Source organism: Streptomyces sp. NPDC026515 (assembly GCF_055567595.1).
The window spans coordinates 223,872-249,024 of the sequence record NZ_JBVHQD010000013.1; the positions used below are offsets into that span (position 1 = coordinate 223,872).

General features: G+C 71.7%; 26 protein-coding genes and 1 pseudogene. 13 read left to right on the forward strand and 14 right to left on the reverse strand.

What is annotated here, in order from left to right; genetic code table 11:
* Window positions 1-164: 164 nt before the first annotated feature.
* The 6 genes from ACZ4O3_RS27295 to ACZ4O3_RS27320 all read left to right on the forward strand — a co-directional run bounded on the left by ACZ4O3_RS27295 (window position 165) and on the right by ACZ4O3_RS27320 (window position 5,522).
* A complete protein-coding gene (locus ACZ4O3_RS27295) occupies window positions 165-1,028 on the forward strand; it encodes a hypothetical protein (RefSeq protein WP_467724700.1) in 864 nt (287 codons plus the stop codon).
* A 115-nt stretch (window positions 1,029-1,143) separates the two neighbouring features.
* On the forward strand, window positions 1,144-1,731 hold the full coding sequence (locus ACZ4O3_RS27300; protein ID WP_467724702.1) for a pyridoxamine 5'-phosphate oxidase family protein: 588 nt from the start codon (window positions 1,144-1,146) through the stop codon (window positions 1,729-1,731).
* 3 nt (window positions 1,732-1,734) lie between these two features.
* A complete protein-coding gene (locus ACZ4O3_RS27305; RefSeq protein ID WP_362720533.1) occupies window positions 1,735-2,439 on the forward strand; it encodes a L,D-transpeptidase family protein in 705 nt (234 codons plus the stop codon).
* 81 nt (window positions 2,440-2,520) lie between these two features.
* On the forward strand, window positions 2,521-3,903 hold the full coding sequence (locus ACZ4O3_RS27310; RefSeq protein WP_362720531.1) for a ferredoxin reductase family protein: 1,383 nt from the start codon (window positions 2,521-2,523) through the stop codon (window positions 3,901-3,903).
* Between the two features lie 43 nt (window positions 3,904-3,946).
* Window positions 3,947-4,729: an FMN-binding protein gene (locus tag ACZ4O3_RS27315; RefSeq protein ID WP_467724705.1), complete on the forward strand. Its 783-nt coding sequence runs from the start codon at window positions 3,947-3,949 to the stop codon at window positions 4,727-4,729.
* A 52-nt stretch (window positions 4,730-4,781) separates the two neighbouring features.
* The gene (locus ACZ4O3_RS27320; protein WP_467724706.1) at window positions 4,782-5,522 is read left to right on the forward strand and encodes an FAD:protein FMN transferase; all 741 of its coding nucleotides are present in this window, start codon (window positions 4,782-4,784) and stop codon (window positions 5,520-5,522) included.
* A gap of 109 nt (window positions 5,523-5,631) precedes the next feature.
* On the opposite strand, the gene ACZ4O3_RS27325 is transcribed toward ACZ4O3_RS27320, so the two are convergent.
* The 9 genes from ACZ4O3_RS27325 to ACZ4O3_RS27365 form a co-directional block, all read right to left on the reverse strand.
* A complete protein-coding gene (locus ACZ4O3_RS27325; protein WP_351320293.1) occupies window positions 5,632-6,177 on the reverse strand; it encodes an arginine repressor in 546 nt (181 codons plus the stop codon).
* Between the two features lie 7 nt (window positions 6,178-6,184).
* Entirely contained in the window at window positions 6,185-7,381 is a 1,197-nt protein-coding gene (locus ACZ4O3_RS27330) for an acetylornithine transaminase (RefSeq protein ID WP_467724707.1), read from the reverse strand.
* Window positions 7,378-8,286: an acetylglutamate kinase gene (gene argB / locus ACZ4O3_RS27335; RefSeq protein ID WP_362728064.1), complete on the reverse strand. Its 909-nt coding sequence runs from the start codon at window positions 8,284-8,286 to the stop codon at window positions 7,378-7,380. Before argB ends, ACZ4O3_RS27330 begins: the two co-directional genes overlap by 4 nt.
* Window positions 8,283-9,434 (reverse strand): bifunctional glutamate N-acetyltransferase/amino-acid acetyltransferase ArgJ, encoded by a 1,152-nt coding sequence (gene argJ, locus ACZ4O3_RS27340; RefSeq protein WP_467724709.1) that lies wholly within the window; start codon window positions 9,432-9,434, stop codon window positions 8,283-8,285. Before argJ ends, argB begins: the two co-directional genes overlap by 4 nt.
* Window positions 9,431-10,459 carry an N-acetyl-gamma-glutamyl-phosphate reductase gene (gene argC, locus ACZ4O3_RS27345; RefSeq protein WP_467724711.1) on the reverse strand — a complete coding sequence of 343 codons (1,029 nt, stop codon included), beginning with the start codon at window positions 10,457-10,459 and terminating at the stop codon, window positions 9,431-9,433. Before argC ends, argJ begins: the two co-directional genes overlap by 4 nt.
* A 45-nt stretch (window positions 10,460-10,504) precedes the next feature.
* Window positions 10,505-10,942 (reverse strand): GtrA family protein, encoded by a 438-nt coding sequence (locus tag ACZ4O3_RS27350; RefSeq protein ID WP_362730134.1) that lies wholly within the window; start codon window positions 10,940-10,942, stop codon window positions 10,505-10,507.
* A complete protein-coding gene (locus ACZ4O3_RS27355; RefSeq protein WP_362730137.1) occupies window positions 10,942-11,916 on the reverse strand; it encodes a glycosyltransferase family 2 protein in 975 nt (324 codons plus the stop codon). Before ACZ4O3_RS27355 ends, ACZ4O3_RS27350 begins: the two co-directional genes overlap by 1 nt.
* A gap of 23 nt (window positions 11,917-11,939) precedes the next feature.
* A complete protein-coding gene (locus tag ACZ4O3_RS27360; RefSeq protein WP_467724713.1) occupies window positions 11,940-14,561 on the reverse strand; it encodes a YfhO family protein in 2,622 nt (873 codons plus the stop codon).
* Between the two features lie 194 nt (window positions 14,562-14,755).
* The gene (locus ACZ4O3_RS27365; RefSeq protein WP_467724714.1) at window positions 14,756-15,679 is read right to left on the reverse strand and encodes a DMT family transporter; all 924 of its coding nucleotides are present in this window, start codon (window positions 15,677-15,679) and stop codon (window positions 14,756-14,758) included.
* Between the two features lie 81 nt (window positions 15,680-15,760).
* Here ACZ4O3_RS27365 and ACZ4O3_RS27370 point away from each other — a divergent pair, with 81 nt between their 5' ends.
* The 3 genes and pseudogenes from ACZ4O3_RS27370 (at window position 15,761) to ACZ4O3_RS27380 (ending at window position 17,751) form a co-directional block, all read left to right on the forward strand.
* Window positions 15,761-16,663 (forward strand): LysR family transcriptional regulator, encoded by a 903-nt coding sequence (locus ACZ4O3_RS27370; protein WP_467724716.1) that lies wholly within the window; start codon window positions 15,761-15,763, stop codon window positions 16,661-16,663.
* Between the two features lie 52 nt (window positions 16,664-16,715).
* Window positions 16,716-17,146 (forward strand): annotated as a pseudogene (locus ACZ4O3_RS27375) (carboxymuconolactone decarboxylase family protein).
* 161 nt (window positions 17,147-17,307) lie between these two features.
* Window positions 17,308-17,751 carry a DUF6314 family protein gene (locus ACZ4O3_RS27380; protein ID WP_384992241.1) on the forward strand — a complete coding sequence of 148 codons (444 nt, stop codon included), beginning with the start codon at window positions 17,308-17,310 and terminating at the stop codon, window positions 17,749-17,751.
* Here the strand turns inward: ACZ4O3_RS27380 and ACZ4O3_RS27385 are convergent.
* The 3 genes from ACZ4O3_RS27385 to ACZ4O3_RS27395 all read right to left on the reverse strand — a co-directional run bounded on the left by ACZ4O3_RS27385 (window position 17,733) and on the right by ACZ4O3_RS27395 (window position 20,393).
* Window positions 17,733-18,326: a histidine phosphatase family protein gene (locus ACZ4O3_RS27385; protein WP_362730570.1), complete on the reverse strand. Its 594-nt coding sequence runs from the start codon at window positions 18,324-18,326 to the stop codon at window positions 17,733-17,735. The two genes, ACZ4O3_RS27380 and ACZ4O3_RS27385, sit on opposite strands and share 19 nt — an antisense overlap.
* Before the next feature lie 116 nt (window positions 18,327-18,442).
* A complete protein-coding gene (locus tag ACZ4O3_RS27390; protein WP_467724717.1) occupies window positions 18,443-18,889 on the reverse strand; it encodes a GNAT family N-acetyltransferase in 447 nt (148 codons plus the stop codon).
* 58 nt (window positions 18,890-18,947) lie between these two features.
* A complete protein-coding gene (locus ACZ4O3_RS27395; protein ID WP_467724718.1) occupies window positions 18,948-20,393 on the reverse strand; it encodes an aminotransferase-like domain-containing protein in 1,446 nt (481 codons plus the stop codon).
* Between ACZ4O3_RS27395 and ACZ4O3_RS27400 the strand changes: the two genes are divergently transcribed.
* Together ACZ4O3_RS27400 and ACZ4O3_RS27405 are read left to right on the forward strand one after the other, a co-directional pair.
* Window positions 20,392-21,318, forward strand: coding sequence for a DMT family transporter (locus tag ACZ4O3_RS27400; RefSeq protein ID WP_467724719.1), 927 nt, complete (start codon window positions 20,392-20,394; stop codon window positions 21,316-21,318). The genes ACZ4O3_RS27395 and ACZ4O3_RS27400 overlap by 2 nt on opposite strands.
* 13 nt (window positions 21,319-21,331) lie before the next feature.
* The gene (locus tag ACZ4O3_RS27405) at window positions 21,332-21,532 is read left to right on the forward strand and encodes a DUF1918 domain-containing protein (protein ID WP_467724720.1); all 201 of its coding nucleotides are present in this window, start codon (window positions 21,332-21,334) and stop codon (window positions 21,530-21,532) included.
* 36 nt (window positions 21,533-21,568) lie between these two features.
* Here the strand turns inward: ACZ4O3_RS27405 and ACZ4O3_RS27410 are convergent, their stop codons facing one another.
* The gene (locus ACZ4O3_RS27410; RefSeq protein WP_467724722.1) at window positions 21,569-22,795 is read right to left on the reverse strand and encodes a glycoside hydrolase family 10-like protein; all 1,227 of its coding nucleotides are present in this window, start codon (window positions 22,793-22,795) and stop codon (window positions 21,569-21,571) included.
* A 171-nt stretch (window positions 22,796-22,966) separates the two neighbouring features.
* Here ACZ4O3_RS27410 and ACZ4O3_RS27415 point away from each other — a divergent pair, with 171 nt between their 5' ends.
* Window positions 22,967-23,824, forward strand: a complete 858-nt coding sequence (locus ACZ4O3_RS27415; protein WP_467724724.1) for a 3-hydroxybutyryl-CoA dehydrogenase — start codon at window positions 22,967-22,969, stop codon at window positions 23,822-23,824.
* A 549-nt stretch (window positions 23,825-24,373) separates the two neighbouring features.
* Window positions 24,374-24,559, forward strand: a complete 186-nt coding sequence (locus ACZ4O3_RS27420) for a hypothetical protein (protein ID WP_467724726.1) — start codon at window positions 24,374-24,376, stop codon at window positions 24,557-24,559.
* Window positions 24,560-24,678: 119 nt separating this feature from the next.
* On the opposite strand, the gene ACZ4O3_RS27425 is transcribed toward ACZ4O3_RS27420, so the two are convergent.
* Window positions 24,679-25,104 (reverse strand): effector-associated constant component EACC1, encoded by a 426-nt coding sequence (locus ACZ4O3_RS27425; protein ID WP_467724727.1) that lies wholly within the window; start codon window positions 25,102-25,104, stop codon window positions 24,679-24,681.
* Window positions 25,105-25,153: the final 49 nt, after the last annotated feature.

Sequence of the window (25,153 nt, forward strand, 5' to 3'; positions counted from 1 at the left end):
TGCATGATTCGTCAATCGGGCCCGCTCCGGTCAGGGGGCCTTCCGGGCGTTGTCAGAGGTTCGTGAAGGGGGTTTTTGAACAAACGAAACCGCTTTCTCGTACCCATGCCTGAACGTCGGCGCCGTGATTGTCAACCCTCCTCCGACCCAAGTGAGGCAACCGCATGTCGAGGGCTCTCCCGAAGTACAACAAGCGTCGCGTGGCACTCGTCGGCGGTGCGGCCGCCGTGGCGCTGTCCGGTGCGGTCATCGCCGGTTCGGCCCTCGCCGGTACGCCCGACCAGAGCAACGGCGCGAACGACGCGCGCACCCTCGCCGCGTCTCCCGGCACCATCACCTGCCCGGACGTCGCCTCGCAGCTGCCCGCGATCCCCGCCTCCGCGAAGGCCGAGGTGCACCGGAACCTCGCGCTCCTCCAGACGCAGATCCAGGAGGCCGACAAGCGGCTGGTGGACACGGTGGGCCAGGGCGGGCCGAACTTCGTGAACAACGCGATCCTCGGGCCCCTCAAGGACAAGCGGGCGGCGACCGTGAACCGGATCGCGACGGCGATCGGCCGCACGGCCGCCAGGCCGGCCGGCCTGGACGCGCTGGCGCCGTGCACCCTGAACGCGGGCGGAACCACCGGCACCAGCACCGGCGGCGGTACGGCGACGGGCGCCGCTTCGGCCGCGCCGAGCACGGCGGCCACCCAGCAGCAGCCGACCGGCGGCACCGGCACGGGCGGCTCGGCGGTGGGCACGATCACCTGTCCGGACGTCGCCTCGCAGCTGCCGGCGGTCCCCGCGTCCGCGAAGGCCGAGGTCGACCGGAACCTCACCCTGCTCCAGACTCAGATCAGCGAGGCCGACAACCGGCTGCGGACCACGGTCGGCCAGGGCGGCCCGGACTTCGTGAACAACGCGATCCTCGGCCCCCTGACGGACAAGCGGAAGTCGGCCATCGACCGGATCGCGATCGCCATCGGCCGTACGTCGGCCAAGCCGGCCGGTCTCGACTCCCTGGCCGCCTGCACGCTCACCCAGTGACGTGACAGGCAGCTGTGGCCGCCCCGAGGAGAGCGCCGGCCGGGGCGGCCACAGTGGTGTCCGGATGCCGGAACCGCCCGGACGTCCGGCGCCCACGCGCCGATAATTTCCCGGTATGGGAAAGACCTACGAGCGCATCGACGGCAGACTCCGCACGTTCATCGAGGAACAGCCCCTGTTCTTCACCGCCACCGCCCCGCTCGCGGGCGACGGCACGGTCAACCTCTCCCCCAAGGGCCTCAAGGGCTCCTTCACGGTGCTCGACGAACACACCGTGGCCTACCTGGACTTCGCCGGCTCCAACGCCGAGACCATCGCCCATCTGCGGGAGAACGGCCGCATCACCCTGATGTGGTGCGCGTTCCAGGGGCCGCCGAACATCGTGCGGGTGCACGGCCGCGGCGAGCCGGTCTTCCGCGACGACCCGCGCTTTCGCGACCTGCTGACCCGCTTCCCCGGCATCGACCCCGCCCCGCACGGACTGCGCGCGATCATCGTCGTGCACGCCGAGCTCGTCCGGGACACCTGCGGTTACGCCGTCCCCCACATGGCGTACGACGCCGACCGCGACCTGCACGGGAGGCGCTTCGCGCGCGAGGACGACGCCTCGCTGAACGCGTACTTCGAGAAGAAGGACCACATCGCGGTGAGCCTGGATGGCCTACCCGGGCTGCCGTTGCCGTTGCCGCCGTCTACCGTCTGAGCCATGCGTCCACGCCTTGTAGTCACCCTCATCTCCGCCTCCCTGCTGCTGCTCGGCGCGTCGCCGGGCGACGGGGACACCACGCCGCTGCCCGCGAAGCTGGCCGACACGGGCGGCGGCGACCAGCTGATCACCGCCGAGGCGCCCGCGCTGAACTCGACCTCGGGCACGGTGACCTGGTGGGAGCGCCGGGACGGGCAGTGGGCGAAGGTGGGGTCGGCCGCCGCACGGTTCGGCGCGAAGGGCCTGGTCGAGGGGGCCGCACGGCGCCAGGGCACGAACACGACGCCGACGGGGCTGTACGGCATCCCGTTCGGCTTCGGCATCCAGCCGGCGCCGACGGGGACCTCCGTGGACTACCGCGCGGTGAAGGCGGATTCGTGGTGGTGCCAGGACAACGACTCGACCTCCTACAACCGTTGGGTCGAGCCGCTGCCGGCCGACTGCCGGGCCGCCGAGGCGGAGAAGCTGTCGTCGTACACCACGCAGTACACCTACGCCCTGGTGATCGGCTTCAACTACGAGCAGCCCGTGCGGGGGCGCGGCGCCGGGATCTTCCTGCACGTCAACGGGCAGGGGGCCACGGCCGGTTGTGTCTCCGTGCCGTCGGAGGCGATGCAGGAGATCCTGCGATGGGCAAATCCGGCCAAGTCCCCGCACATCGCCATCGGGACCGAGAGCGGCGACACGGCGATCACCCGGTACTGACACGGAACCGCGCAGGTCTCTGAACACTCGGGCGTCACGACACGTACCTGTGGGCCAAGGGTCAAGTCCCACGGAGGAACCGTGACCACCACGCTCGCAGGCGGACGTGCCGCCCGCCGCCAGACGATGCGCCGCATCCGCCCGCGCCGCTCCCCGGCCGTACCGCTGCTGCTCGCCGTATGGGCGGGCGCGGCGGCCGTGCTGTGGCTGTGGTGGCACAACACCCCGTCCATCGCCGACCAGAACGGCAAGATCCTCAACGCCGGCCGCATCACCGGTCTGCTGGCCGGCTATCTGATGGCCCTCGTCGTGCTGCAGATGGCCCGGGTACCGGCGCTGGAGCGACGGGTCGGCTCCGACCGCGTCGCCCGCTGGCACGCGATGAGCGGCCGCTACACCCTCTGCCTGGTCTTCGCGCACGTCTTCCTGATCATGTGGGGCTATGCCCTGCAGGCCGGCAGGACGCTGAACGACATCGTCCAGCAGACCATCGACTCCATCAACCAGCTCCCCGACATGGGCAAGGCGGCCATCGGCACCGGCCTGTTCGTGGTCATCGGCCTGACCTCGATCGGCCCGGTCCGGCGCAGGATGCCGTACGACACCTGGTACCACGTGCACCTGCTCACGTACGCGGCGGTGTTCCTGACCTTCTGGCACCAGATCACCACCGGCAACGACTTCGCCCTCACGCCGATGGCCAAGACGTTCTGGTACGGCCTGTACGGCGCCGTCACCGCGCTGGTCGTCTGGTACCGGATCTTCACGCCGATCCGGCTCAACCTGCGGCACCGGATGCGGGTCGAGGCGGTCATCGAGGAGACGCCGGGCATCGTGTCGGTCCTGATCGGGGGGCGCAAGCTGCACCGGATGGGCGCGGAGGCCGGCCAGTTCTTCCGCTGGCGGTTCATGGCCCCCGGGATGCGGTTCAGCTCGCATCCGTACTCGCTGTCGGCGGCGCCCCGGCCCGACATGCTGCGGATCACCGTCAAGGCGATCGGTGACCACAGCGCGCGGCTGCGTGAGCTGCGGCCCGGGACCAAGGTGTGGGCGGAAGGGCCGTACGGGGCGATGACCGCGTCCCGGCGCAGCCGCGGCAAGGTGCTGCTGGTGGCGGGCGGCGTCGGGATCACGCCCATGCGGGCGCTGTTCGAGACGCTGCCCGGTGCCGCCGGCGACCTGACCCTGCTCTACCGGGCCAACACCACGCAGGACCTGGCGCTCTGGGACGAACTCGCCAAGATCGCCAACGAGCGCGGGGCCCGGCTGATGTACGCGGTCAACAGCCCGGACGGCGAGCGGCCGGACATCTCCGCGGAGAACCTCCAGCGGAAGATCCCGGACATCGTCGACCACGACGTCTTCATGTGCGGCCCGCCAGGGTTCGCGCAGGGCGTCTACGAAGCGCTGCGCGGCGCGGGGGTTCCCGCCCGCCGCATCCATCACGAGTCGTTCGAGATGTGAGCGACGGGACCACGGAATCCACGGAATCGGGAGTTCGGAAACGATGAGGAAGAGTCACCCCGTCAGGCGTGTGGTGCTGGCCACCGCGGCGACCGTCTCCGGTGTCGTGCTGCTGCTGTCGCTGAAGCCGTCGTCCGACCCGGCGTCCGCGGCGGCGGGCGCGGCCCCGTCGGCCGCGGCGGCGGGTCAGGAGTCGCCGCAGGGCGGCACCGGGGCCGCGGGCGCCACCACCGTCACCGGTGACGCGACCCAGACCCAGTACGGGGTCGTGCAGGTGCGGCTGACCGTGGCCGGTGGGAAGATCACCCAGGCCGAGGCGGTCCAGGCGCCCAAGGGCGGCACCAGCGACCAGAAGACCGCGCTGTCGGTGCCGCAGCTGAACAAGGAGACGGTGGCGGCACAGAGCGCGAACATCGACGCGGTCTCCGGCGCGACCTACACGAGCAACGGCTACAAGCAGTCGCTGCAGTCGGCGCTGGACAAGATGAAGGAGCCGGGCGCGGCCGGCTCGGCGGGCGCCTCGGGGTCCTCTGGGTCCTCAGGCTCCGCGCAGGCCAGGACGGTGACCGGGCAGGTCGCGCAGACCCAGTACGGGCCGGTGCAGGTCCGGATCACCGTCTTGGGCGGGAAGATCACCAAGGCGGAGGCCGTGCAGGCGCCCAGCGGCGGCACCAGCGACCAGAAGACCGCCCTCTCCGTGCCGAGGCTCAACCAGGAGACGGTGGCGGCGGGCAACGCGAACATCGACTCCGTCTCCGGGGCCACCTACACCAGCACCGGCTACAAGCAGTCACTGCAGTCGGCGCTGGACCAGGCCGGTGGCTGAGACGGTGGCGGACGCGGAGGCGCCTGTCACGGTGCGTCATGCGGAAGAGGTCATGGGGACCGTCTTCTCCTTCGACGTCCGCGGCGGCGATCCGGACGCCGTCCGGGCGGCGCTGGACGAGGCCGTCGCCGGACTGCACCGGGTCGACGCGGTGTTCAGCACCTACCGCGACGACAGCCAGGTGTCCCGGCTGGCGCGGGAGGAGGTCGGTCTCACGGAGTGCGACCCCGAGGTGGCCGAGGTGCTCGACCTCGCGGCCGAGGCCGAACGGGTGAGCGGGGGCTGGTTCAGCACCCGCTACCGGGGGCTCCTCGACCCCACCGGCATCGTCAAGGGCTGGTCGGTCGAGCGGGCGGCGCGGGCCCTGGCGCGGGTGGCCGGGGTGAGCGGGGTGAGCGTGAACGGGGGCGGCGACGTCCAGATGTTCGGCGCGCCCGAGCCGGCCCGGGCGTGGCGGGTGGGGATCGCCGACCCGTTGCGGCCCGGTGGGCTGGCCGCCGTGATCACGGCGGCGGGGGTGGACGAGCTGGCGGTGGCCACCTCCGGTACGGCGGAGCGGGGCGCGCACATCGTCGACCCGCGGACCGGGAAGTCGGCGGTGACGGACCTGGTGGCGGTGACGGTGGTGGGCCCGCGGCTGACCTGGGTGGACTGCTGGGCCACGGCGGCCTTCGCGATGGGATCGCGGGCGGGGCTGGCGTGGCTGGAGTCCCTGCCGGGCGTCGAGGGCCTGCTGATCACGGCCGGCGACGAGGTCCGCTGCACCGGGGGGCTGGCGGCGCGTCTGGGCTGAGGTGGGTGGTGGGAACGCTCACCGGCGCTTGCGGGGTGCCTCCCCGGGCGGAGGCCGGGCGGAGGAACTGCGCGAGCAGCCCCCGCCCACCCGCGGCGGCGGGTCGGCCTCAGTGCCCGTTCTGGGCGAGCCGCAGCAGATGGTCGGCCAGGGCCTGACCCCCCGTCGGCTCCCGGCTGATCAGCAGCAGCGTGTCGTCCCCGGCGATCGTCCCCAGGATGTCCTGCAGCTCCGCCTGGTCGATCGCGGACGCGAGGAACTGCGCCGCGCCCGGAGGGGTCCGCAGGACCACCAGGTTCGCCGACGCCTCCGCCGAGATCAGGAGTTCCTGCGACAGGCGGCGCATCCGCTCCTCCTTCGCCGACTCCCCCAGCGGTGCGCGCGGGGTGCGGAACCCCCCCTCGCTCGGCACCGCGTAGATCAGTTCCCCGTCGGTGTTGCGGATCTTGACCGCGTTCAGCTCGTCGAGGTCCCGGGAGAGCGTCGCCTGGGTGACCGTCAGCCCGTCGTCGGCGAGCAGCTTCGCGAGCTGGCTCTGCGAGCGCACCGGCTGCCGGTTGAGGATGTCCACGATCCGGCGGTGCCGGGCGGTCCGGGTCTGCGGTACCGCGGGCCCCGCCCCGCCGGACTGGTCGAACTCCTGCGCCTGGCTCATCGTCGTCTCATTCTCCGGATCGTCCGTCCCCGCTCGCTGCGTCGAGGATGCCGGGCAGGGCCCGCAGCAGCGCGTCCGCCTCGTCGTCGCGGAGGTTCAGCGGGGGCATCAGCCGAACGACGTCCGGGGCGGGCGCGTTCACCAGGAACCCGGCCTCCTGAGCCGCCTGCTGCACCTGTCCTGCCAGCGGCTCGGTGAGCACGATACCCAGGAGGAGGCCCGCGCCCCGGACATAATCGATCAACCGGTGGCCGAGATCCTCGATTCCTTCCCGCAGCTTCTCGCTCTGCCGCTTGACGTTCTCCAGCAACCCCTCGTTCTCGATGGTGTCGAGGACGGCGAGCCCGGCGGCGCAGGCGACCGGGTTGCCGCCGAAGGTCGTGCCGTGGTGGCCCGGCTGGAGGAGGTCGGCCGCACGGCCGAAGGCCACCGTCGCGCCGAGCGGCAGTCCGCCGCCGAGCTGTTTGGCGAGGGTGACGACGTCGGGCAGCACGCCCTCGTGCGCCTGGTACTCGAACCAGGTGCCGGTCCGGCCGATCCCGGTCTGCACCTCGTCCAGGACCAGCAGCGCGCCGGTGGCGGCGGTGATCGCACGGGCCGCCTTGAGATAGCCGGCCGGGGGGACGACCACGCCGTTCTCGCCCTGCACGGGCTCGATGACGACCAGGGCGGTGTCCTCGGTGACGGCGGCGGCCAGCGCCTGCGCGTCGCCGTAGGGCACGTGGGTGACGTCGGCCGGCAGCGGGCGGAAGGGCTCCTGCTTGGCGGGCTGCCCGGTGAGTGCCAGGGCGCCCATGGTCCGGCCGTGGAAGCCGCCCTCGGTGGCCACCATGTGGGTCCGTCCGGTGAGCCGGCCGATCTTGAAAGCGGCCTCGTTGGCCTCGGCGCCGGAGTTGCAGAAGAAGACCCTGCCCTCCCGGCCGAAGAGCTGGAGCAGCCGTTCGGCGAGGGTGACGGTGGGCTCGGCCATGAAGAAGTTGGAGACGTGGCCGAGGGAGGAGATCTGCCGGGTCACGGCCTCGACGATCGCCGGGTGGGCGTGGCCGAGCGCGTTGGTGGCGATACCGCCGACGAAGTCGTAGTACGGGCGGTCCTCGGCGTCCCAGACCCTGACGCCCTCGCCGCGTACCAGGGGCAGCCGCGGGGTGCCGTAGTTGTTCATGAGCGCGCCCTGCCACCGCGTGGTCAGCTCCTGGTTGCTCATGGCCTTTCCCCCTGTCGCTCGTCGGGCACGACCATCGTGCCGATGCCTTCGTCCGTGAAGATCTCCAGCAGGATCGAGTGCTGGACCCGGCCGTCGATGACGCGGGCGGTGGTGACGCCGTTGCGTACGGCGTGCAGGCAGCCCTCCATCTTCGGCACCATGCCGGAGCTCAGCTCCGGCAGCAGCTTCTCCAGTTGGGAAGCGGTGAGACGGCTGATCACCTCGTCGGAGTTCGGCCAGTCCTCGTAAAGGCCCTCGACGTCGGTGAGGACCATGAGGGTCTCGGCGCCCAGCGCAGCAGCGAGTGCCGCAGCCGCCGTATCAGCATTGACGTTGTAGACATGTCCGTCGTCCTGGGAGCGGGCGATCGAGGAGACGACCGGGATCCGGCCGTCGGCGAGCAGCGCCTCGATCGCGCCCGTGTCGATCGCGGTGATCTCGCCGACCCGCCCGATGTCGACGAGTTCGCCGCCGATCTCGGGCCGGTGCTTGGTGGCGCTGATGGTGTGGGCGTCCTCGCCGGTCAGTCCGACGGCCAGCGGGCCGTGCTGGTTGAGCAGGTTGACCAGCTCGCGCTGCACCTGCCCGGCCAGCACCATCCGGACGACGTCCATGGCGTCCTCGGTGGTGACCCGGAGTCCGGCCTTGAACTCGCTGACGATGCCGTGCCGGTCGAGGGCGGCGCTGATCTGCGGGCCGCCGCCGTGCACGACGACCGGCTTGAGGCCGGCGTGGTGCAGGAAGACGACGTCCTGGGCGAAGGCGGCCTTCAGCTCTTCGTCGACCATGGCGTTGCCGCCGAACTTGATGACGACGGTCTTCCCGTTGTGCCGGGTCAGCCAGGGCAGGGCCTCGATGAGGGTCTGGGCCTTGGGCAGCGCGGTGTGCTTTCGCGTGGTGCTCATGACGAGTAGGCGCTGTTCTCGTGGACGTAGTCGGCGGTCAGGTCGTTGGTCCAGATGGTGGCGGTCTCGGCGCCGGCGGCCAGGTCGGCGACGATGTGCACCTCGCGGTAGCGCATGTCGACCTTCTCGCGGTCCTCGCCGACACCGCCGTTCTTGCAGACCCAGACGCCGTTGATGGCGACGTTGAGCCGGTCCGGTTCGAAGGCGGCCCCGGTGGTGCCGATCGCGGAGAGCACGCGGCCCCAGTTGGGGTCCTCGCCGTGCACGGCGCACTTGAGGAGGTTGTTGCGGGCGATGGAGCGGCCCACCTCGACGGCGTCGTCCTCGGAGGCGGCGTTGACCACCTCCACCTTGATGTCCTTGCTGGCGCCCTCGGCGTCCCGGATCAGCTGCTGTCCCAGGTCGTCGCAGACCTGCCGTACGGCCTCCGCGAACTCCTCGTACTCCGGAGTGATTCCGGAGGAGCCGGAGGCGAGCAGCAGCACGGTGTCGTTGGTGGACATGCAGCCGTCGGAGTCGACGCGGTCGAAGGTGGTCCGGGTCGCGGCCCGCAGTGCCTTGTCCAGGACCTCGCTGTCGGCGACGGCGTCCGTGGTGAGCACGACCAGCATGGTGGCGAGGCCGGGGGCGAGCATGCCGGCGCCCTTGGCCATGCCGCCGACGGTCCAGCCGTCCCCGGTGGCCACCGACGTCTTGTGCACGGTGTCGGTGGTCTTGATGGCGATGGCGGCCTTCTCGCCGCCGTGCTCGCTCAGGGCGGCGGCCGCCGTCTCCACTCCCGGCAGCAGCTTGTCCATGGGGAGCAGGACACCGATCAGGCCGGTGGAGCACACGGCGATCTCGATGGCACCGCGCCCGAGCACCTCGGCGGCCTTCTCGGCCGTCGCGTGGCTGTCCTGGAAGCCCCTGGGGCCCGTACAGGCGTTGGCGCCACCGGAGTTGAGGACGACGGCGGAGACCTGGCCGCTCTTGAGGACCTGCTCGGACCACAGGACCGGCGCCGCCTTCACCCGGTTGGAGGTGAAGACGCCCGCGGCGGCGCGGCGGGGCCCGTCGTTGACCACGAGGGCCAGGTCGGGGTTGCCGTTCTCCTTGATCCCGGCCGCGATGCCCGCGGCCGTGAATCCCTTCGCTGCCGTCACGCTCACGGCGCAACTCCGATCGTGGTCAGCCCGGTGGTCTCGGCGAGACCCAGGGCGAGGTTCATGCTCTGGACGGCACCGCCGGCGGTGCCCTTGGTCAGGTTGTCGATGGCGCTGATCGCGATGATGCGGCCGACGGCGGCGTCGTACGCGACCTGTACCTGAACGGCGTTGGAACCGTAGACGGACGCCGTGGCGGGCCACCGGCCCTCGGGAAGCAGATGGACGAAGGGCTCGTCGGCGTAGGCCTTCTCGTAGGCGGTCCGGACGGACTCGGCCGTCACTCCGGTCCTCGCCGCGGCACTGCACGTGGCGAGGATGCCCCGGGGCATCGGCGCCAGGGTCGGCGTGAAGGAGACGGCGATCCGCTCCCCTGCCACCGCGCTGAGGTTCTGGATCATCTCGGGGGTGTGCCGGTGTCCGCCGCCGACGCCGTACGGCGACATGGAGCCCATGACCTCGCTGCCCAGCAGATGGGGCTTGGCCGCCTTGCCGGCGCCGGAGGTGCCGGACGCGGCGACGATCACCGCCTCGGGCTCGGCGATCCCGGCGGCGTAGGCCGGGTACAGGGCGAGGGAGACGGCGGTGGGGTAGCAACCGGGTACCGCGATGCGCCTGGACCCCTCCAGCGCGGCGCGGGCACCCGGCAGTTCGGGGAGGCCGTAGGGCCAGGTACCGGCGTGCGGGGAGCCGTAGAAGCGCTCCCAGTCGGCCGGGTCCTCGAGGCGGAAGTCGGCGCCCATGTCGACGACCAGGACGTCCGGGCCGAGCTGCTCGGCGACGGCGGCGGACTGGCCGTGCGGCAGGGCGAGGAAGACGACGTCGTGCCCGGCGAGGGCCTCGGGGGTGGTCTCCGCCAGCACGCGGCCGGCCAGCGGCAGCAGGTGCGGCTGGAGCGCTCCCAGGCGCTGCCCGGCGTTGGAGTTGCCGGTCAGGGTGCCGATCTCGACCTCGGGGTGTGCGAGGAGCAGCCGCAGGACCTCTCCGCCCGCGTATCCGCTCGCTCCGGCAACCGCCGCACGTACCGCCATGTCCATCCTCCTCTGGATGGCATGACTATACGGTTCCCTGCACTTTTATGCAACGGGTTCCCGGCGGCCCTGCGCCGCCTCCACCTTCGGCAGCATGACCCGCCGCGACACCACGAAGGTCACCGGAATCGCCGCCGCCGACGCCATCAGCGGAGCGAACCGGCTGCCCGCGTGCAGGACGTCGACGATCACGTACACACCCACCGTGGTGATCACGAAATTCGTCGCGTTGGTCAGCGGGAACAGCAGGAATTTACGCCAGGTGGGCCGTATTCGGTAAGTGAACCTCGCATTGAGGAAGAACGAACCGATCATGCTCAGAAGAAACGCGAGAATATGCGCGGCGAGGTACGGCAAATACATCAGGAACAGCAGGTAAAGGCCGTAGTAGGTCGCCGTGTTGATGACGCCGATCACCGCGAAGGTGATGATCTGGCCCGATATCGAGCGGGTGGGTCCGGTGGTCGACAGGGCGTTCGTCATCAGGGGATGAGGTCCTTCGTCGTGCCGCGGGTGCGGTCTTCCGTTCGGTGCACGTTCGTCGCCTTCACCAGGAAGTGCGGACGCCCCTTGACCTCGTAGTAGATCCGGCCGGTGTACTCCCCGATGACCCCGAGCATGATCATCTGTACGCCGGCCAGGGCGGTGACGGCTGTAATGATGGTGACATAGCCCGGCGTCTGGACGCCGTTGACCATCGCTCCGCCCACGATCCACGCCGTGTAGGCGCCGGCCAGGGCCAGCAGGGTCATGCCGAGGTAGAGCGCGGCGCGCAGCGGGCGGTTGTTGAAGGAGAGCAGCCCGTCCAGGCCGTAGTTGAGCAGGCTGCGGAACGACCAGGAGCTGGCGCCGTGTTCGCGTACCGCGTTCTCGTACTCGAAGGTGGTGCTGGGGAAGCCGACCCAGGCGAACAGGCCCTTGGAGAACCGGTTGTACTCGGTGAGGTCCACGACCGCGTCCACCACCCGGCGCGACATCAGCCGGAAGTCGCCCACGCCGTCGACGAGTTCGACGTCGACGAGCCGGTTGATGAGCCGGTAGTAGAGGCGGGCGGTGAGGGTCCGGGTGAAGCGGTCACCCTGCCGGGTGCGCTTGGCGATGACCTGGTCGTAACCCTCGCCGCGCAGTTCGACCATGCGCTTGATGAGCGACGGGGGGTGCTGGAGGTCGGCGTCCATGACGATCACCGCGTCGCCGGTGGCGTGTTTCAGTCCGGCGAGCAGGGCGGCCTCCTTGCCGAAGTTTCGGCTGAAGGAGACGTACCGCACCCGCGCGTCGCCGTCGGCGATCCGGCTGAGCAGGGGCAGTGTTCCGTCACGGCTGCCGTCGTCGACGTACACGAACTCCATGTCGTGTCCGAGCGGCAGAAGCTCGTTGGCGATCTTCTGGACCTGCTCGTGGAAGCGTTCGACGACGTCTTCCTCGTTGTAACAGGGCGCGACGATGGATATCAGCATGGGTTTCTCCCCCCGGGGACGGGTCAGTGAGCGGCGGTCGGGCGCTCACCGGAGCGGACGGCGGTTCTGCGGCGTACGGCCGAGAGGGCGCCGAGCAGGATCAGGGCCAGCAGCGAGGCGCCGCCGACGGCGGTGCCCAGGCGCAGGCCGGGCGGATGGAACGTGCAGGTGAGGCTGGTGGCGGAGGCGCCCAGCGGGACGGCGATCAGGCCGTGGAACTCGCCCGCCGGGACCTCGTCGCCGCCGGCGGAACAACGCCAGCCGGCGATCCGCGGGGCGGCCACGACGGCGGTCCCCGTGCTGCCGGCGGGAAGCCGGGCGTGCAGGGTCCCGTCGCCGACGGTCACCTCGGTCGCGCCGGTGGCCTTCAGCTGCCGCACGGCGGCGCGCAGTCCGCCGGTGTCCAGGCAGCCGACCGCGCCCCGCGCCGGGACGCGGCTGGGCCGGTCGGGCAGCAGGTCGATCCGTACCCGCCCCGAGACGGGGACCGTGCCGAGCGGCTGCATCGCGGCGATCTTCGTACCCTCGGCATCGGACCGGAACAGCTGCTGCCCCGCGCCGTCGGCCAGCTGTGCCGTGCCGGAGTAGTGCGGCGCCCACAGGAACACCTCGCTGCCGGCCCGGCAGCGCGCGGTGAGCGTCCGCGCTCCGTCGACCAGCAGCCCGCGCGCCTCGTCCCCCCTGCGGGCACCGCTGAGGGCGATGCGGGGCAGGGTGTAGACACGGGTTCCGAGCAGCAGTTCCTGGTTGCGGTACGGCGAGGGGCCGAAGGCGGCCGGGGTGGTGCGCGGAGCGGCCGGACGCACGGTCACCAGCGGCGGGACGTCCTCGCGGGTGACGGTCGACAGGCCGCCGCCCCGGGGCAGCCACTTCTGGTGCGGGTCGGGCGGGTTGTGCACCCGGGCGCCCACCGAGAAGACGGCGTCGGTGACCGGGTTGTCGAGGCTCTGCAGGCTGCGCCCGCGGGAGGTCCAGCCGCCGCCGAGCGCGGTGAGGGTACGGCTGAGGACGTCGGAGGTGAGGCTGCTGTAGTACTGGGAGCCCTGGCCGCCGACCATCATCGGGTCGTTGGCGACGGTCTGGTCGCGGCCGGGTTCGGTGCGGTACTCCGGCCAGGCGTCGGCCCCGGCGACGGCGTCCGCCTCCCGCTGCTGGCGGTCCCCCCAGGGGGCGTAGTCGTCCATCTGGCTGAGGCGCATGCGGGTGGCCACGGCGGAGGTGGCGGCCGCCTCGCCGAACTGGGCGCCGAGCAGCAGCACCACGGCCAGTCCGACGAGCACGGGCCGGCCGTCCCTGAGGCTCAGGAGCGCGAGTCCGCCGAGGGCGCCGACGACCGCGAGCAGCACCACCGGCCAGGTGTGGTGGGCGTGCTGCCGGGTCAGGGTGCTGCGGCCGGCGACCAGGGCGACCAGGACCAGGAGCACGGCGGCCGCGCCCAGGGCGCGCCGGTCCGGCAGCCCGTAGGCCAGAGCGTGCCAGGCGGCTATGACCAGCAGGGCGCAGAACACGAAGGCCTGCCGGTAGGAGCTGCCGTTGGGAGCGGCGAAGGCGTGCCAGGCCAGGCTGGTGGGCGCCCACTGCAGGGACAGGCCCACGGCGAGCACCAGCACCGTCCAGCCCGCCCGCACCCGGACCGGGACCTTCCGGTGGAAGGGCAGGGCCAGGGCGAGCACCAGGGCGGTGATGCCGACGTAGAGGGCCGGGGAACTGTAGCTGTAGGTGGTCGGCAGCAGCCGGGCGAACAGGTCGTCGGCCCCCACCGGGGCGAAGTGGGCCCCGCGGCCCGGGTAGGCGTGCCGGGTACCGGAGTAGACGACGATCACCAGGGGCGCGGCCAGGCCGACCCCGAGCCCGACGACGACCGCGGCCCGCCCGGCCACCGCCAGTGCGCGCCGCCACGGCGGCTGGGCGAGCACCAGCCGGAGCAGCAGCACCAGGGCGGCGCCGAGGGTGGCCATGTAGGCGGTGTAGAAGTTGGCGGTCCAGGCGAGCGCCACGATCAGCACGCTGAGCAGCGGGCGCCGGCCGGCCGTGGCCCACTCCCCGACCAGGCAGAGCAGCGGCAGCGCGATCAGCCCGTCCAGCCACATCGGGTTGAAGGAGGCGAGCGCGAGGCTCCAGCCGCACAGGGCGTAGGAGGCGCCCAGGAGCCCGGCCGCCCACCAGCGGCCGCGCCGCAGGCTGAGCAGCAGCCAGGCCATGGCCGCACCGGCGACCGCCGTCTTCAGCACGGTGATCACGTACACCGCGAGGTCGATCTCGTCGCGCGGGAACACCCCGACCAGCAGCGCGAACGGGCTGCTGACGTAGGTGCCGACGTCCGGCAGGAAGCTGGAGCCGTAGCCGGACTGCCAGTTGAGGACGAGCCCGCCGTCGGCGTGGCCGTGCAGCAGGTCCCACAGGTGGGCGTGGAAGGGCACGTACTGGTTGCCGAGGTCGTTGACGTCGCGGGTGTGGGAGCCGAAGGGGTAGCTGCGGGCCACGGCATCGGCCGCGCAGAGGGTGACGGTGGTCAGCAGCGCCGCGAGCAGGGCGGCCGCCCGGCGCGGATCGGCGTCGGGCCGTCGCGCGGGTCCGGTCTCCCGCTCGTCGCCCCCCGCCGGTTTCACCCCCCGTTCGTGTCCGGTCAGAGTCGTGCGATTCATTCTGTGCGGCCCCCAGAGAAAAACGGGGGTGTACTCCCCGCTGATCGGTGATTCGCCGACTTAGACGGGTGGAAGTTCCTGCTGGTTGTGCGCCGACCGTGAAGTAGTAAGCCGAATTCCGAATCCGCTTGCAATATCGGAAAGAATTCACGACGCGAAAGGAAACTGAAGATTTCAGGAAGATGTTTTCCTGGTTAACGCGCCTCGGAGAAGCCGGTGCCGGTACGCCGGAGAGCCGTGTCGCGCACCTCCGCCGAGGAGACCGCGCGATGGGCACGTTCGACGGATTGCGCCCAGTACGTCCCCGAGACGATCAGTGCGGCTCCCAGCACGGCGAGCGCGGTGAGGCGTTCGCCCCCGAGGCCGACGCTGACCAGGAGGGCCCACACCGGTTCGGTGCCCAGCAGCAGACTGGCCCGGGTCGCCGAGGTGCGCTGGACCGCCCAGGTCTGGGCGAGGAACGCGCACAGACCGCAGCCCAGCGCGAGGTAGACCAGCTCGGCCCAGGTGATGGCGCCGGTCCGGGCGAGTGCGGGCAGTCCGGGCGCCGCCGGGACCAGGAAGAGGGCCGCGCCGACGGCGGTCTGCACGGCCGTCAGCTGGAACGGGCGCACGGCCCGGCCCGCGGTCAGCCGTCCGACCAGCACCACATGACCGGCCCGGACCACCGCGGCGGCGAGCATCAGCAGGTCACCCGCGCCGGGGGCGCGCAGCCCGTTGTCCGACACCAGCAGTCCGACACCGACCACGCACGCGCCGACGGCGAGGAAGAACCGCGCCGGCAGCCGCCGGCGGTCCAGGACCGGGGTGAGGACGAGGGTCAGGCTGATGATCAGGCCCGCGTTCCCGGCGCTGGTACGGGCGACGCCGTAGGTCTCCAGGACGAGGACGGCGGCCTGGGTGAGGCCGAGGAGCGCGCCGGAACGCTTCTCGTCCCGGGTGAGCGGGCCGAGCCCGCGCAGCGCGACGAGGCAGACCAGGGCGCCGATGGCGTAGCGCAGGAAGAGGACGACCAGCACGGGGAGGGCGTCCGTGGCCGTCTTCGCCGTCAGGTAGCTGGAGCCCCAGACGACGGCGAGAGCCAGGAGCACCCCGTCGGTACGACGGGTGTTCGGCATGCCGCTCACGATCCACGTCCCGGACCGTGAAGTAAATGACGACCTGCTCAACCGATCCTGTAGCGAAGCTACACTCACGAGATGGACGAACGGCAGCTGCGCGTACTGCGGGAGCTGGGAGAACTGGGCAGCGTCACCGCGGTCGCGGAGGCGCTGCGGGTGACGCCCTCGGCGATCTCGCAGCAGCTGCGCCTCCTCCAGCGGTCCCTCCCGGTACCGCTCACCGAGCGCGCCGGACGGCGGCTGGTGCTCACCCCGGCCGGGCGGGCCCTCGCCGACGCGGCGATCGGGGTGGAGACGGCACTGGCCCGGGCCCGGCAGACCGTCGAGGAGTATGTCGAGGAGCCCGCCGGCACGGTGTCGGTGGCGGCCTTCCACAGCGGGGCCGCCGCGTTCTATCCACTGCTGCTGCGAGCACTGCGCGGGCCGGGCTCCCCGAGGCTCACCCTGCACGACGAGGACGTACCCCAGGCCGGCTTCCCGCCCCTGACGCGCGCCTACGACCTGGTCCTCGCCCACCGCCTCGACCACGCCCCGCCCTGGCCGCGGACGGCCGCGGCCACCCCGCTGCTGCGCGAACCCCTCGACGTCGCCCTCCCGGCCGGCCACCCGCTGGCCGGCCGGGCCGCGCTGACCGCGCGGGACGTGTCCGGCGAGCCCTGGATCACCGTGCACGACGGTTTTCCGCTGCTCGCCACCATCGAGGCGATCGCCGCCGCGGCCGGGCACCGGCTCGACATCGTGCATCGCGTCAACGAGACCTCGGTGGTCGCCGAACTGGTGGCCGCGGGCGGCGGGATCGCCCTGATGCCCCGCTGGACGTCCCGCCCGCATCCGGGCGTCGTCCTCAGCCCCCTCGACGGCATCGAGGCGCACCGCCACATCGACGTGCTCCACCGCCCCGAGCGCACGGCCCGCAGGGCGGTACGGACCGTGCTCCGCGAACTGCGGGCGGCGGCGGAGACCATCCGCGTCCGGGACTGAGCACACCGCCGGCTTGACCTGGAGCGTGCTCCAGCCTCCTGGCGTTCTCCTCATGGACGCACGAGCTGACACGAGCGAGAGCACCACCCGCGACGAGCGTTTCGCCCGCGGTCTGGAGGTCATGGGCCAGGTCGACGGCGGGCTCGGGGAGCGGGTCCTCCGGTCGCTGGCCGGCACCAGCCCCGAGCCGGGCCACCAGGTCGTCGCCTGGGGCTTCGGGGAGATCTGCTCCCGGCCCGAACTGGTGCTCCGCGACCGCCAGTTGGTGACTCTGGGCATGCTCACCGCGCTGGCGGCTGCGCGCCCCAGCTGGAGGTGCACGTCAACTTCTCCCTGAACGCGGGACTCACGCCCCAGGAGATCGTCGAGGCGTGGCTGCACTCCGCCGGGTACTGCGGGTTCCCCAAGGCGCTCAACGCCACCATGGTCGCCAAGAAGGTCTTCGCCGAACGTGGGCTGCTGCCGGTCGGGCAGGAGCCGTGAGCGCGCCGTCGGGGCGGACGTAGGGTCGGGGCATGTGGGGGCACCGGCCGCCGCGTATGCGGAGGCGTTCCGGGTGACCGCCCGTGGCGCCCCCAGGAGATGCGGCAGCAGGCCGGGCGCGGGGCACCGACCGGCTCGCCCCGGCCGAAGAAGGGATGACCATGGGTGAGTACTGGCCGGTGGCGGACGTGCTGGCTCATCTGGCCGGGCGGTGGCGCGTCGAGCGGTCCGTGCGGGACCTGGCGGGCCGGGCCGAGGGGTGGTTCGAGGGGGCGACCGTGTTCCGGCCGCTGGACGGCGGCGGGCTGCTGCACGAGGAGTCGGGGACGTTCACCTGGCAGGGGGTGGCCCGGCCGGCCGAGCGGACGCTGCGGTTCCTGCCGGGGTCGCGGCCGGGCACGGCGGACGTTCGGTTCGCCGACGGACGGCCCTTCCACGACCTGGACCTGACCTCGGGACGGTATGTCGCCGACCACCCGTGCGCGGCCGATCTCTACCGGGGCGAGTTCACCGTCCGGGACGCCGACCGCTGGCGGACGGTGTGGCGGGTCGGCGGCCCGGCCAAGGACCTGGTCCTGACCACCGGCTACGTGCGCGAGGCCTGAGCCGGCGACACGTCGAACCGTAGGTTCCAGCGACCGCCGTGGCCCGTCACCGTGGTCGTCGACAGGGGCCGTACGTCGATGTTCCAGTAGGTCGCCGGCGGCACCTTGAGCGCGTAGACGAGGGCGGCCCGGATCACCGAGGGTTCGGCCACGGCGACGATGCGGCCGCCGTCGCCCACCGGGCGGGTGTCCAGCCAGCCGCCGACCCGGGAGATGAACGACAGCAGCGACTCACCGCCGTGCGGGGTGGCGCGCGGGTCGGAGAGCCAGGCGTCCACCTGGTCCGGTTCCCTGGCCATCGCCTCGCCCAGGGTCAGGCCGCGCCAGCGGCCCATGTCGCAGTCGCGCAGGGCGAGCTGGACCAGCGGGGCGTACCCCAGACCCTCGCCGGTCGCGCGGCTGCGCGGTGTCGGCGAACAGTAGCGCAGCTCGGCCGCCGCGAGCGGTAGCAGGTCGGCGGCGACGCGCTGCACCTCGTCCCAGCCCGCCTGGTCCAGGGGGCGGGCGTCCTCGAAGCGCTCCGCCAGCAGCGGTGAGCTGCGCGCGGCCGCGACGAACGTGACCCGAAGTGACATGCGGTGATGGTGTGACGCTCATGTGCGCAGGTCAAGGGCTCTTGATAGGTGAATTACGTGAGGAGGGTGAAACGTTACCCAATGGTCAGGAGGTGTCCGACAAGTCAGCCGGAATGTCACTTCGCCGGCTCGTAGTAGAGCGCCATCCACTGGTCCGGGTGTTCGAGCGCGGCGAATCCGAGCCTCTCGTAGACCCCGTGGGCGTCGTGCGTGGCGAGCAGCACCCGTCGGATTCCGTACGGCCGCAGGTGCTCCCGGATGGCCCCGACCATCGCCGTACCGACACCCCTGCCGCGTACCGAGGGGTCCACGTACACGTCGGCGAGCCAGGCGAACAGCGCCTGGTCGGTCACCACGCGCGCGTACGCGACCTGCTTCCCGCCGGCCGTGTCGTACATGCCGAAGTTGAGCGAGCCCGCCATGGCCCGCCGGTGCTGCTCCAGCGGGCGGCCGGTCGCCCAGTAGGTGTCGGTGGACAGCCAGCGGTGGACGCGTTCGACGTCCACCCGGCCGGTGTCGGCGGAGAACTCGTAGCCCTCGGGGAGGCCAGGCGCAACGGTCATGCCGGGATCCTCGCCGGTCGGCCGCACCGGCGTCGATCGGATTTCGGGGGTCCGGAGTTCAGGGTCCCGGGCGCAACACCTCGTCGCAGGCCTCCCGCAGCCGTCGTACGCCCTCCACGAGCTCCCCCGTCCCGGCGACCGCCGCGAAGGAGAGACGGACGTGGGCGGCCGGGGGTTCGGCACTGAAGTACGGGCGGCCGGGGGTGACGGCGACGCCGGCGCGCAGGGCGGCCGCGGTCAGGGTGCCGTCGTCGACGCCGTCGGGGAGGCGGAGCCAGAGGTGGTAGCCGCCGGCGGGGATGTGCGGGAGGGCGAGCTCGGGGAGGTGGTGGGCGAGGGCGCCGGTGAGGGTGGACCGGCGCGTCTTCAGCGCGGCCGACAGGGCGCGCAGGTGGCGGGGCCAGGCCGGGGAGCCCACGAGCTCCAGGGCGGCCTCCTGGAGGGGGCGGGGGACGAAGAAGGTGTCGACGATCTGGATGGCCCGCAGGCGTTCCAGGACCGGTCCGCGGGCGGCGAGCGCGGCCACCCGGAAGCTGGGCGAGGTGGCCTTTGTCAGCGAGCCGACGTGGACCACGACGCCGTCGGGGTCGTCGGCGGCGAGCGGGCGGGGCAGCGGGCCCGCGTCGGCGTGCACCAGCCGTCGTACGTAGTCGTCCTCGATCACGAAGGCGCCGGCCTCGCGGGCGATGCGCACCACCTCGGCGCGGCGGTCGGGGGCGAGGACGGCGCCGGTCGGGTTCTGGAAGAGGGGCTGGCAGACGAAGACCCGGGCGCCGGTGGCTCGGAACGCGTCGGCGAGCAGGTCCGGCCGCACCCCGTCGGGGTCGACCGGGACCGGGACCGGGCGCAGGCCCGCGGCGCGGGCGATGGCGAGCATGCCGGGGTAGGTGGGGGACTCGACGAGGACCGGGGCGCCGGGCGGGGCCAGCGCGCGCAGGGCGGTGGCCAGCGCGGACTGGCCGCCGTTCGCGATCAGCACCTCGGCGGCGGTGACCCCGCCGCCGATGTCCCGCGCGAACCATTCGCGCAGCTCGGGCAGCCCGTCCAGGGGCGGTCGCCCCCAGGCGCCGGGCCGCCGGCCGGCTCTCGCCAGGGCCGCCGCCATCGCGCGCTCGGGTTCCAGACTGGCGTGCAGGTAGCCGCCGTTGAGTTCCAGCACGCCGGGCGGCGGGACGGCGAGGCAGACGGTGACCCCGGACGCGTCGACCGTGCGCGGGACGACGTCGAGGGCGCCGTCGGCGCTGAGCGCGACCTCCTGCCAGGAGGTGTCCCCGACCGGCCCGGTCGTGGCCCGCGGCCGGGCCTTGAAGGCGCCGGCGCCGGGCCGGGTGACGACCAGTCCCTCCGCGACCAGCTGGGCCAGCGCCCGGGAGACCGTCACGGGGCTCACCCGGAACCGCTCGACGAGCGCACGGCTCGATGGGAGTTTTCCACCAGGCGAGTAGCGGTCGAGGTCCTGTCGCAACCGTTCCGCCAGTTCAAGGACGCTGCTACGCTCTTGCATGAGAGCACAGAGTAGCGCTATCGCGGAGAGTTCGATAGCGGTCGGCACTCCTCCGGCCGCCCCCGTCTCCCACCGGGCCGGCACCCTGCAGGCCGCACTCGGGGTCGTCGCCTTCTCCCTCACCTTCCCGGCCACCGCCTGGGGTCTGGAGGGCTTCGGGCCCTGGGCGCTGGTGGCGGTCCGCAGCGTGCTCGCGGCGGCCCTGGCGGGCGGCTGCCTGCTGTTCCTGCGGGTACGGCTGCCCGAGCGCCGGCACTGGGCGGGGCTGGCGGTCGTCGCGGCCGGCGTGGTGCTCGGCTTCCCGATGCTGACCACGCTCGCCCTGGAGACCTCCACCACCTCGCACGCGGCCGTCGTGGTGGGGCTGCTCCCGCTGACCACCGCCCTCTTGTCCGCTCTGCGCACGGGTGTGCGGCCCTCCCGCACCTTCTGGGCGGCGGCCCTGGCGGGCGCGGCGGCCGTGCTGGCGTTCACGATCGCCCAGAGCGGCGGGGCCCTCACGGCCGCCGACGGGTACCTCTTCGCGGCGCTCGTGGTCTGCGCGGCCGGTTACACCGAGGGCGGCCGGCTGGCCCGGATCATGCCGGGTTGGCAGGTCATCGGGTGGGCGCTGGTGTGCTGTCTGCCTCTGACCGTGACGGCCGCGGCCGTCGCGCTGTCGTACGAGCCGGTCGTCTGGACCGCGCACGGCGTGGCCGGTGTGCTGTGGGTGGCGGTGGGCTCGCAGTTCCTCGGCCTGGTGGTCTGGTACCGGGGCATGGCGGCCGTCGGCATTCCGAAGGCCAGCCAGTTGCAGTTGGCCCAGCCGCTGCTCACACTGGTGTGGTCGGTGCTGCTGCTGGGCGAGCACCTCACCGTGGCCGCGCCACTCACGGCCGCCGCCGTGCTCGTGTGCATCGCCGTCACCCAACGATCGCGATCGTGAGGAGGCCCTGGAGATGCGTGCATCCGAGGGCGACCAGCTTGTCCAGCACGGCAGGGTGGTCGGACAGCACGACCAGGTATCGGAAGTCGTCCAGGTACTGGGTCCCGAGGGCAACCCGCCCTACCGGGTCCGTTTCGAGGACGGCCACGAGGCCATCATGTCCCCCGGTCCCGACTGCCAGGTCAGGCACCAGGAGACCCGTCCGCAACTGTAGGCAGGCCGCAGCGAGGGGTCGTCGGCCGCGCGCCGGTCAGCCCGGCGGGAGCGCCGGCTGCCGGTAGTGGTCGGCGACCACTCTTGACAGCGCGCCGATCGGATCGGCGGCCACGTCCTTGGCCGCGAAGTACACGTGCCCGCCGATCTGCGGGTACTGCGAGGCCAGGGTCAGGTGCCGGGACAGCTCGGCCGGGTTCTGCCAGGCCGAGGGGGAGTCGGCGGCTCCGGCCCGGTACAGCGCCTCACCGATGTAGAGCCGGGTCCTGGACCCCTTGGCCACCCCCGCCCACCAGTCCACGACCTTGGTGTAGTCGGCGGCCGCGTTGCCGATCTGCCAGTACACCTGCGGGACGATGTAGTCGATCCAGTTCTTCTGCACCCACTTGCGGGTGTCCGCGTACAGGTCGTCGTAGGTCTCCACGCCCGCCCTGGTGTCCGAGCCCCGGGAGTCGGTGGTGGCGTTGCGCCACACCGCGAACGGGCTGATCCCGAACCGGGTGCCGGGCCGGAGCTTCTTGATCCCGGCGGCGGTCCCGGTCACCAGCAGGTCGACGTTGTCCCGGCGCCAGGCAGCCCGGGAGGAGAAGTCGCCGCCGTGGCTGTCGAAGGCGTCGTCGTCGTCGAAGGTCTGTCCGGCCACCGGGTACGGGTAGAAGTAGTCGTCGAAGTGCACCGCGTCCATGGGGTACCTGGCGACCGCGTCCAGGATCGCCTCCTGGACGAAGGCGCGGACGGCCGGGACGCCGGGGTTGTAGTAGAGCTTGCCGCCGTACCGCACCACCCAGTCCGGGTGTTTGCGGGCGGGGTGCGAGGCGGCCAGCTTGCCGGGGTCGGTGTGGTTGGCGATCCGGTAGGGGTTGAACCAGGCGTGCAGTTGCAGGCCGCGGGCGTGCGCCTCCTCGACGGCGACGCCGAGCGGGTCCCAGCCGGGATTCCTGCCCTGGGTGCCGGTGAGGTACTGGGACCAGGGCTCGTGGGTGGACGGCCAGAACGCGTCGGCGGTGGGCCGCACCTGGAACATCACCGTGTTGAGCCGGTGGTCGACCGCCTTGTCGAGGAGGCCGGTCAGCTCCTTGCGCTGGGCGGAGGCCGACAGCCCGGTGCGCGAGGGCCAGTCGCGGTTGGCCACGGTAGCCAGCCACATGCCGCGCATCTCGGTTGCCGCGCGCCGGGGCCGGGCCGCGGCCGTCGCCCCCGGTGCCGCCATCGCCAGCGTCGACAGCGCCGCCATCGCGAACGCCCTGCGAGACACCTGTGCCATGGTGGGTCCCTCTGACTCTCCGGATCCGTGCGGTCACGGATCGCCTCCGCGCCACAGGATGCCCGCACCCGCACGATCGATCATCGATACTTACGGGTAACGTGCACGAACGGAGCAGGCACCGGATCCGGAGGTCCTGCCGGCCGCCCGTAGATCAGCGAAGGGGACGATGTGACCGACATCGAGAAGGTCGGAGTCGTGGGCTGCGGCCAGATGGGAGCGGGCATCGCCGAGGTGTGCGCCCGCTCCGGTCTGGACGTGAAGGTCGCCGAGACCACCGGCGAGGCCCTGGAGATCGGCCGTACCCGGCTGCTCAACTCCCTGGCCAAGGCCGCCGAGCGCGGCAAGATCAGCGAGGAGGAGCGGGACGCCACGCTGGCGCGGCTGAGCTTCACCACGGACCTCGGCGAGTTCGCCGACCGCGACCTGGTGATCGAGGCCGTCGTGGAGAACGAGCAGGTGAAGACGGAGATCTTCCAGGTGCTCGACCAGGTGGTGACCCGCCCGGACGCGATCCTGGCCTCCAACACCTCCTCGATCCCGCTGGTGAAGCTGGCGGTCTCGACCTCCCGCCCCGACCACGTGATCGGCATCCACTTCTTCAACCCGGCCCCGGTGCAGAAGCTGGTCGAGCTGATCCCGGCACTCACCACCTCCGAGGGAACCATCAGCCGCGCCCAGGTCTTCGCCGAGAAGGTGCTCGGCAAGCACGCGATCCGCGCCCAGGACCGCTCCGGCTTCGTGGTCAACGCGCTGCTGGTGCCGTACCTGCTCTCGTCCATCCGGATGTTCGAGTCCGGCATCGCGAGCCGCGAGGACATCGACAACGGCATGGAGATGGGCTGCGCCCACCCGATGGGGCCGCTCAAACTGTCCGACCTGATCGGCCTGGACACCATCGTCTCCATCGCCAACAGCATGTACGCCGAGTACAAGGAGCCGCTGTACGCCGCTCCCCCGCTGCTGCAGCGCATGGTCGAGGCGGGCCGGCTGGGGCGGAAGACCGGTTCGGGGTTCTACACGTACTAAGCGAGTGCGGCGACGCCGCCAAGTGGCGCTGTTCAAGGGCGAGTTCACCCGGAGCAGCGCCCACGGCGGCGCTGCCGGCGGGTGGCTCTCGTGGCGCTCGCCAGGTCCTCGTCCGCGCGTCCTCGCCCAACCCATGTTGACTGCACGGGGACACGGCCTCGTGAGCGGCATTGACCGACACCAAACCGGCCCTGACCTGGGGCTTTGTTTCTTTCGGAGCTGTCAGGGCCTTTCCCTCTTACTCAGCGGAAAATCCCTAGAAAGTCCCCGGGACAGAGCTGAAAGTCCCTGAAAAGTCCCTGGCTCGCAGCAGCCCGTCCAGCACTTGCGAGCCCCACACCCGACTGGTCAGCCTGATCAATCATGACCAGTGCCGCATCATCCGCTCACGTAGGAAGATCCTGCCCCGCTACGCGAGCGCGTGCGCGAGGCACAGCGCCCGTTACCGCTTTGACCGCACTGTCTTCCATGTTCCAGGCAGGTCACCCCAGCCGGTCGCCCGCTTAGACGCCGCGACCCGCGCAATGGGCGCCGATCTTCCAACGTCTCTTGGCTAGCTCTCCGCCCCAGGAGATCGAACAGGCCCTCGCCGTCTCCACCGAGTCACTGGACCTGGCGCAGAGGATCGGCGCCGAGCGCTGCGTGAAACTCGTACGGGACCTTGCCCCGGCATTCCGGCCGTACACGTCGGTCATCGGAGTACCCGAACTCCTCGAACGCCTCCGTGCATGCTGACCGAGACCGCGCTCACCGAAGGCGCCCTGGCTATGGTCGCCCTCACCTGTGGCCCGTACGCCTGGGCCGCCTACCCGCTCGCTGCAAACTCCCGCCGCGCTCCGAGTTGCTGACCTCGTCTACGTCTCGGCCGTCTCCTCGCCGGCCACTGGGGCCTGCGGTGCATCCTCGACGTCCCCGAAAGCCTTAGTGATGCCCGTCTCCAGTGCCTGAGTCGAGATCTGCTCACCAGAGACGTTCACCGTGAGCGGGTCGCCGCCTTCACGCTGGATCGTGATTGTCATGGAGCGCGAGCGGTCGCGCCGCAGCCAGAGTTCCACAAGTTTGACCACGGCCCAGGCGGCAGACGGCGCTCCAGGCGCCAGGATGAGTTCCGAGACACCCCCCTTCTCACCCGAGGCGGGTGCGCCTCCCTCCTCAACGGAGAGGCCCGCCACCTCTCGGGCGTCGCTCGCGAACTCGTCGAGTGCCTCCTGCGTGACCGGGTGATCAGCTGCCAGACCGGCGACCTCCGTCCGGATTCTGATCTTCACCGATGCAGTCATCCCAACCCTCCCTAGGAGATTGCCGAGTACGATAACGACCGATCTACTT

Coding starts and splice junctions, on each gene's coding strand:
- ACZ4O3_RS27315 (WP_467724705.1), top strand. CDS start 3,947: ATGAGGAAGAGTCACCCCGTCAGGCGTGTGGTGCTGGCCACCGCGGCG.
- ACZ4O3_RS27385 (WP_362730570.1), bottom strand. CDS start 18,326: ATGTCACTTCGGGTCACGTTCGTCGCGGCCGCGCGCAGCTCACCGCTG.
- ACZ4O3_RS27395 (WP_467724718.1), bottom strand. CDS start 20,393: ATGCAAGAGCGTAGCAGCGTCCTTGAACTGGCGGAACGGTTGCGACAG.
- ACZ4O3_RS27370 (WP_467724716.1), top strand. CDS start 15,761: ATGGACGAACGGCAGCTGCGCGTACTGCGGGAGCTGGGAGAACTGGGC.
- ACZ4O3_RS27365 (WP_467724714.1), bottom strand. CDS start 15,679: ATGCCGAACACCCGTCGTACCGACGGGGTGCTCCTGGCTCTCGCCGTC.
- argC (WP_467724711.1), bottom strand. CDS start 10,459: ATGGCGGTACGTGCGGCGGTTGCCGGAGCGAGCGGATACGCGGGCGGA.
- ACZ4O3_RS27350 (WP_362730134.1), bottom strand. CDS start 10,942: ATGACGAACGCCCTGTCGACCACCGGACCCACCCGCTCGATATCGGGC.
- ACZ4O3_RS27425 (WP_467724727.1), bottom strand. CDS start 25,104: ATGACTGCATCGGTGAAGATCAGAATCCGGACGGAGGTCGCCGGTCTG.
- ACZ4O3_RS27405 (WP_467724720.1), top strand. CDS start 21,332: ATGCGTGCATCCGAGGGCGACCAGCTTGTCCAGCACGGCAGGGTGGTC.
- ACZ4O3_RS27300 (WP_467724702.1), top strand. CDS start 1,144: ATGGGAAAGACCTACGAGCGCATCGACGGCAGACTCCGCACGTTCATC.
- ACZ4O3_RS27400 (WP_467724719.1), top strand. CDS start 20,392: ATGAGAGCACAGAGTAGCGCTATCGCGGAGAGTTCGATAGCGGTCGGC.
- ACZ4O3_RS27380 (WP_384992241.1), top strand. CDS start 17,308: ATGGGTGAGTACTGGCCGGTGGCGGACGTGCTGGCTCATCTGGCCGGG.
- ACZ4O3_RS27330 (WP_467724707.1), bottom strand. CDS start 7,381: ATGAGCAACCAGGAGCTGACCACGCGGTGGCAGGGCGCGCTCATGAAC.
- ACZ4O3_RS27325 (WP_351320293.1), bottom strand. CDS start 6,177: ATGAGCCAGGCGCAGGAGTTCGACCAGTCCGGCGGGGCGGGGCCCGCG.
- ACZ4O3_RS27295 (WP_467724700.1), top strand. CDS start 165: ATGTCGAGGGCTCTCCCGAAGTACAACAAGCGTCGCGTGGCACTCGTC.
- ACZ4O3_RS27355 (WP_362730137.1), bottom strand. CDS start 11,916: ATGCTGATATCCATCGTCGCGCCCTGTTACAACGAGGAAGACGTCGTC.
- ACZ4O3_RS27390 (WP_467724717.1), bottom strand. CDS start 18,889: ATGACCGTTGCGCCTGGCCTCCCCGAGGGCTACGAGTTCTCCGCCGAC.
- ACZ4O3_RS27360 (WP_467724713.1), bottom strand. CDS start 14,561: ATGAATCGCACGACTCTGACCGGACACGAACGGGGGGTGAAACCGGCG.
- ACZ4O3_RS27320 (WP_467724706.1), top strand. CDS start 4,782: ATGGGGACCGTCTTCTCCTTCGACGTCCGCGGCGGCGATCCGGACGCC.
- ACZ4O3_RS27305 (WP_362720533.1), top strand. CDS start 1,735: ATGCGTCCACGCCTTGTAGTCACCCTCATCTCCGCCTCCCTGCTGCTG.
- argB (WP_362728064.1), bottom strand. CDS start 8,286: ATGAGCACCACGCGAAAGCACACCGCGCTGCCCAAGGCCCAGACCCTC.
- ACZ4O3_RS27410 (WP_467724722.1), bottom strand. CDS start 22,795: ATGGCACAGGTGTCTCGCAGGGCGTTCGCGATGGCGGCGCTGTCGACG.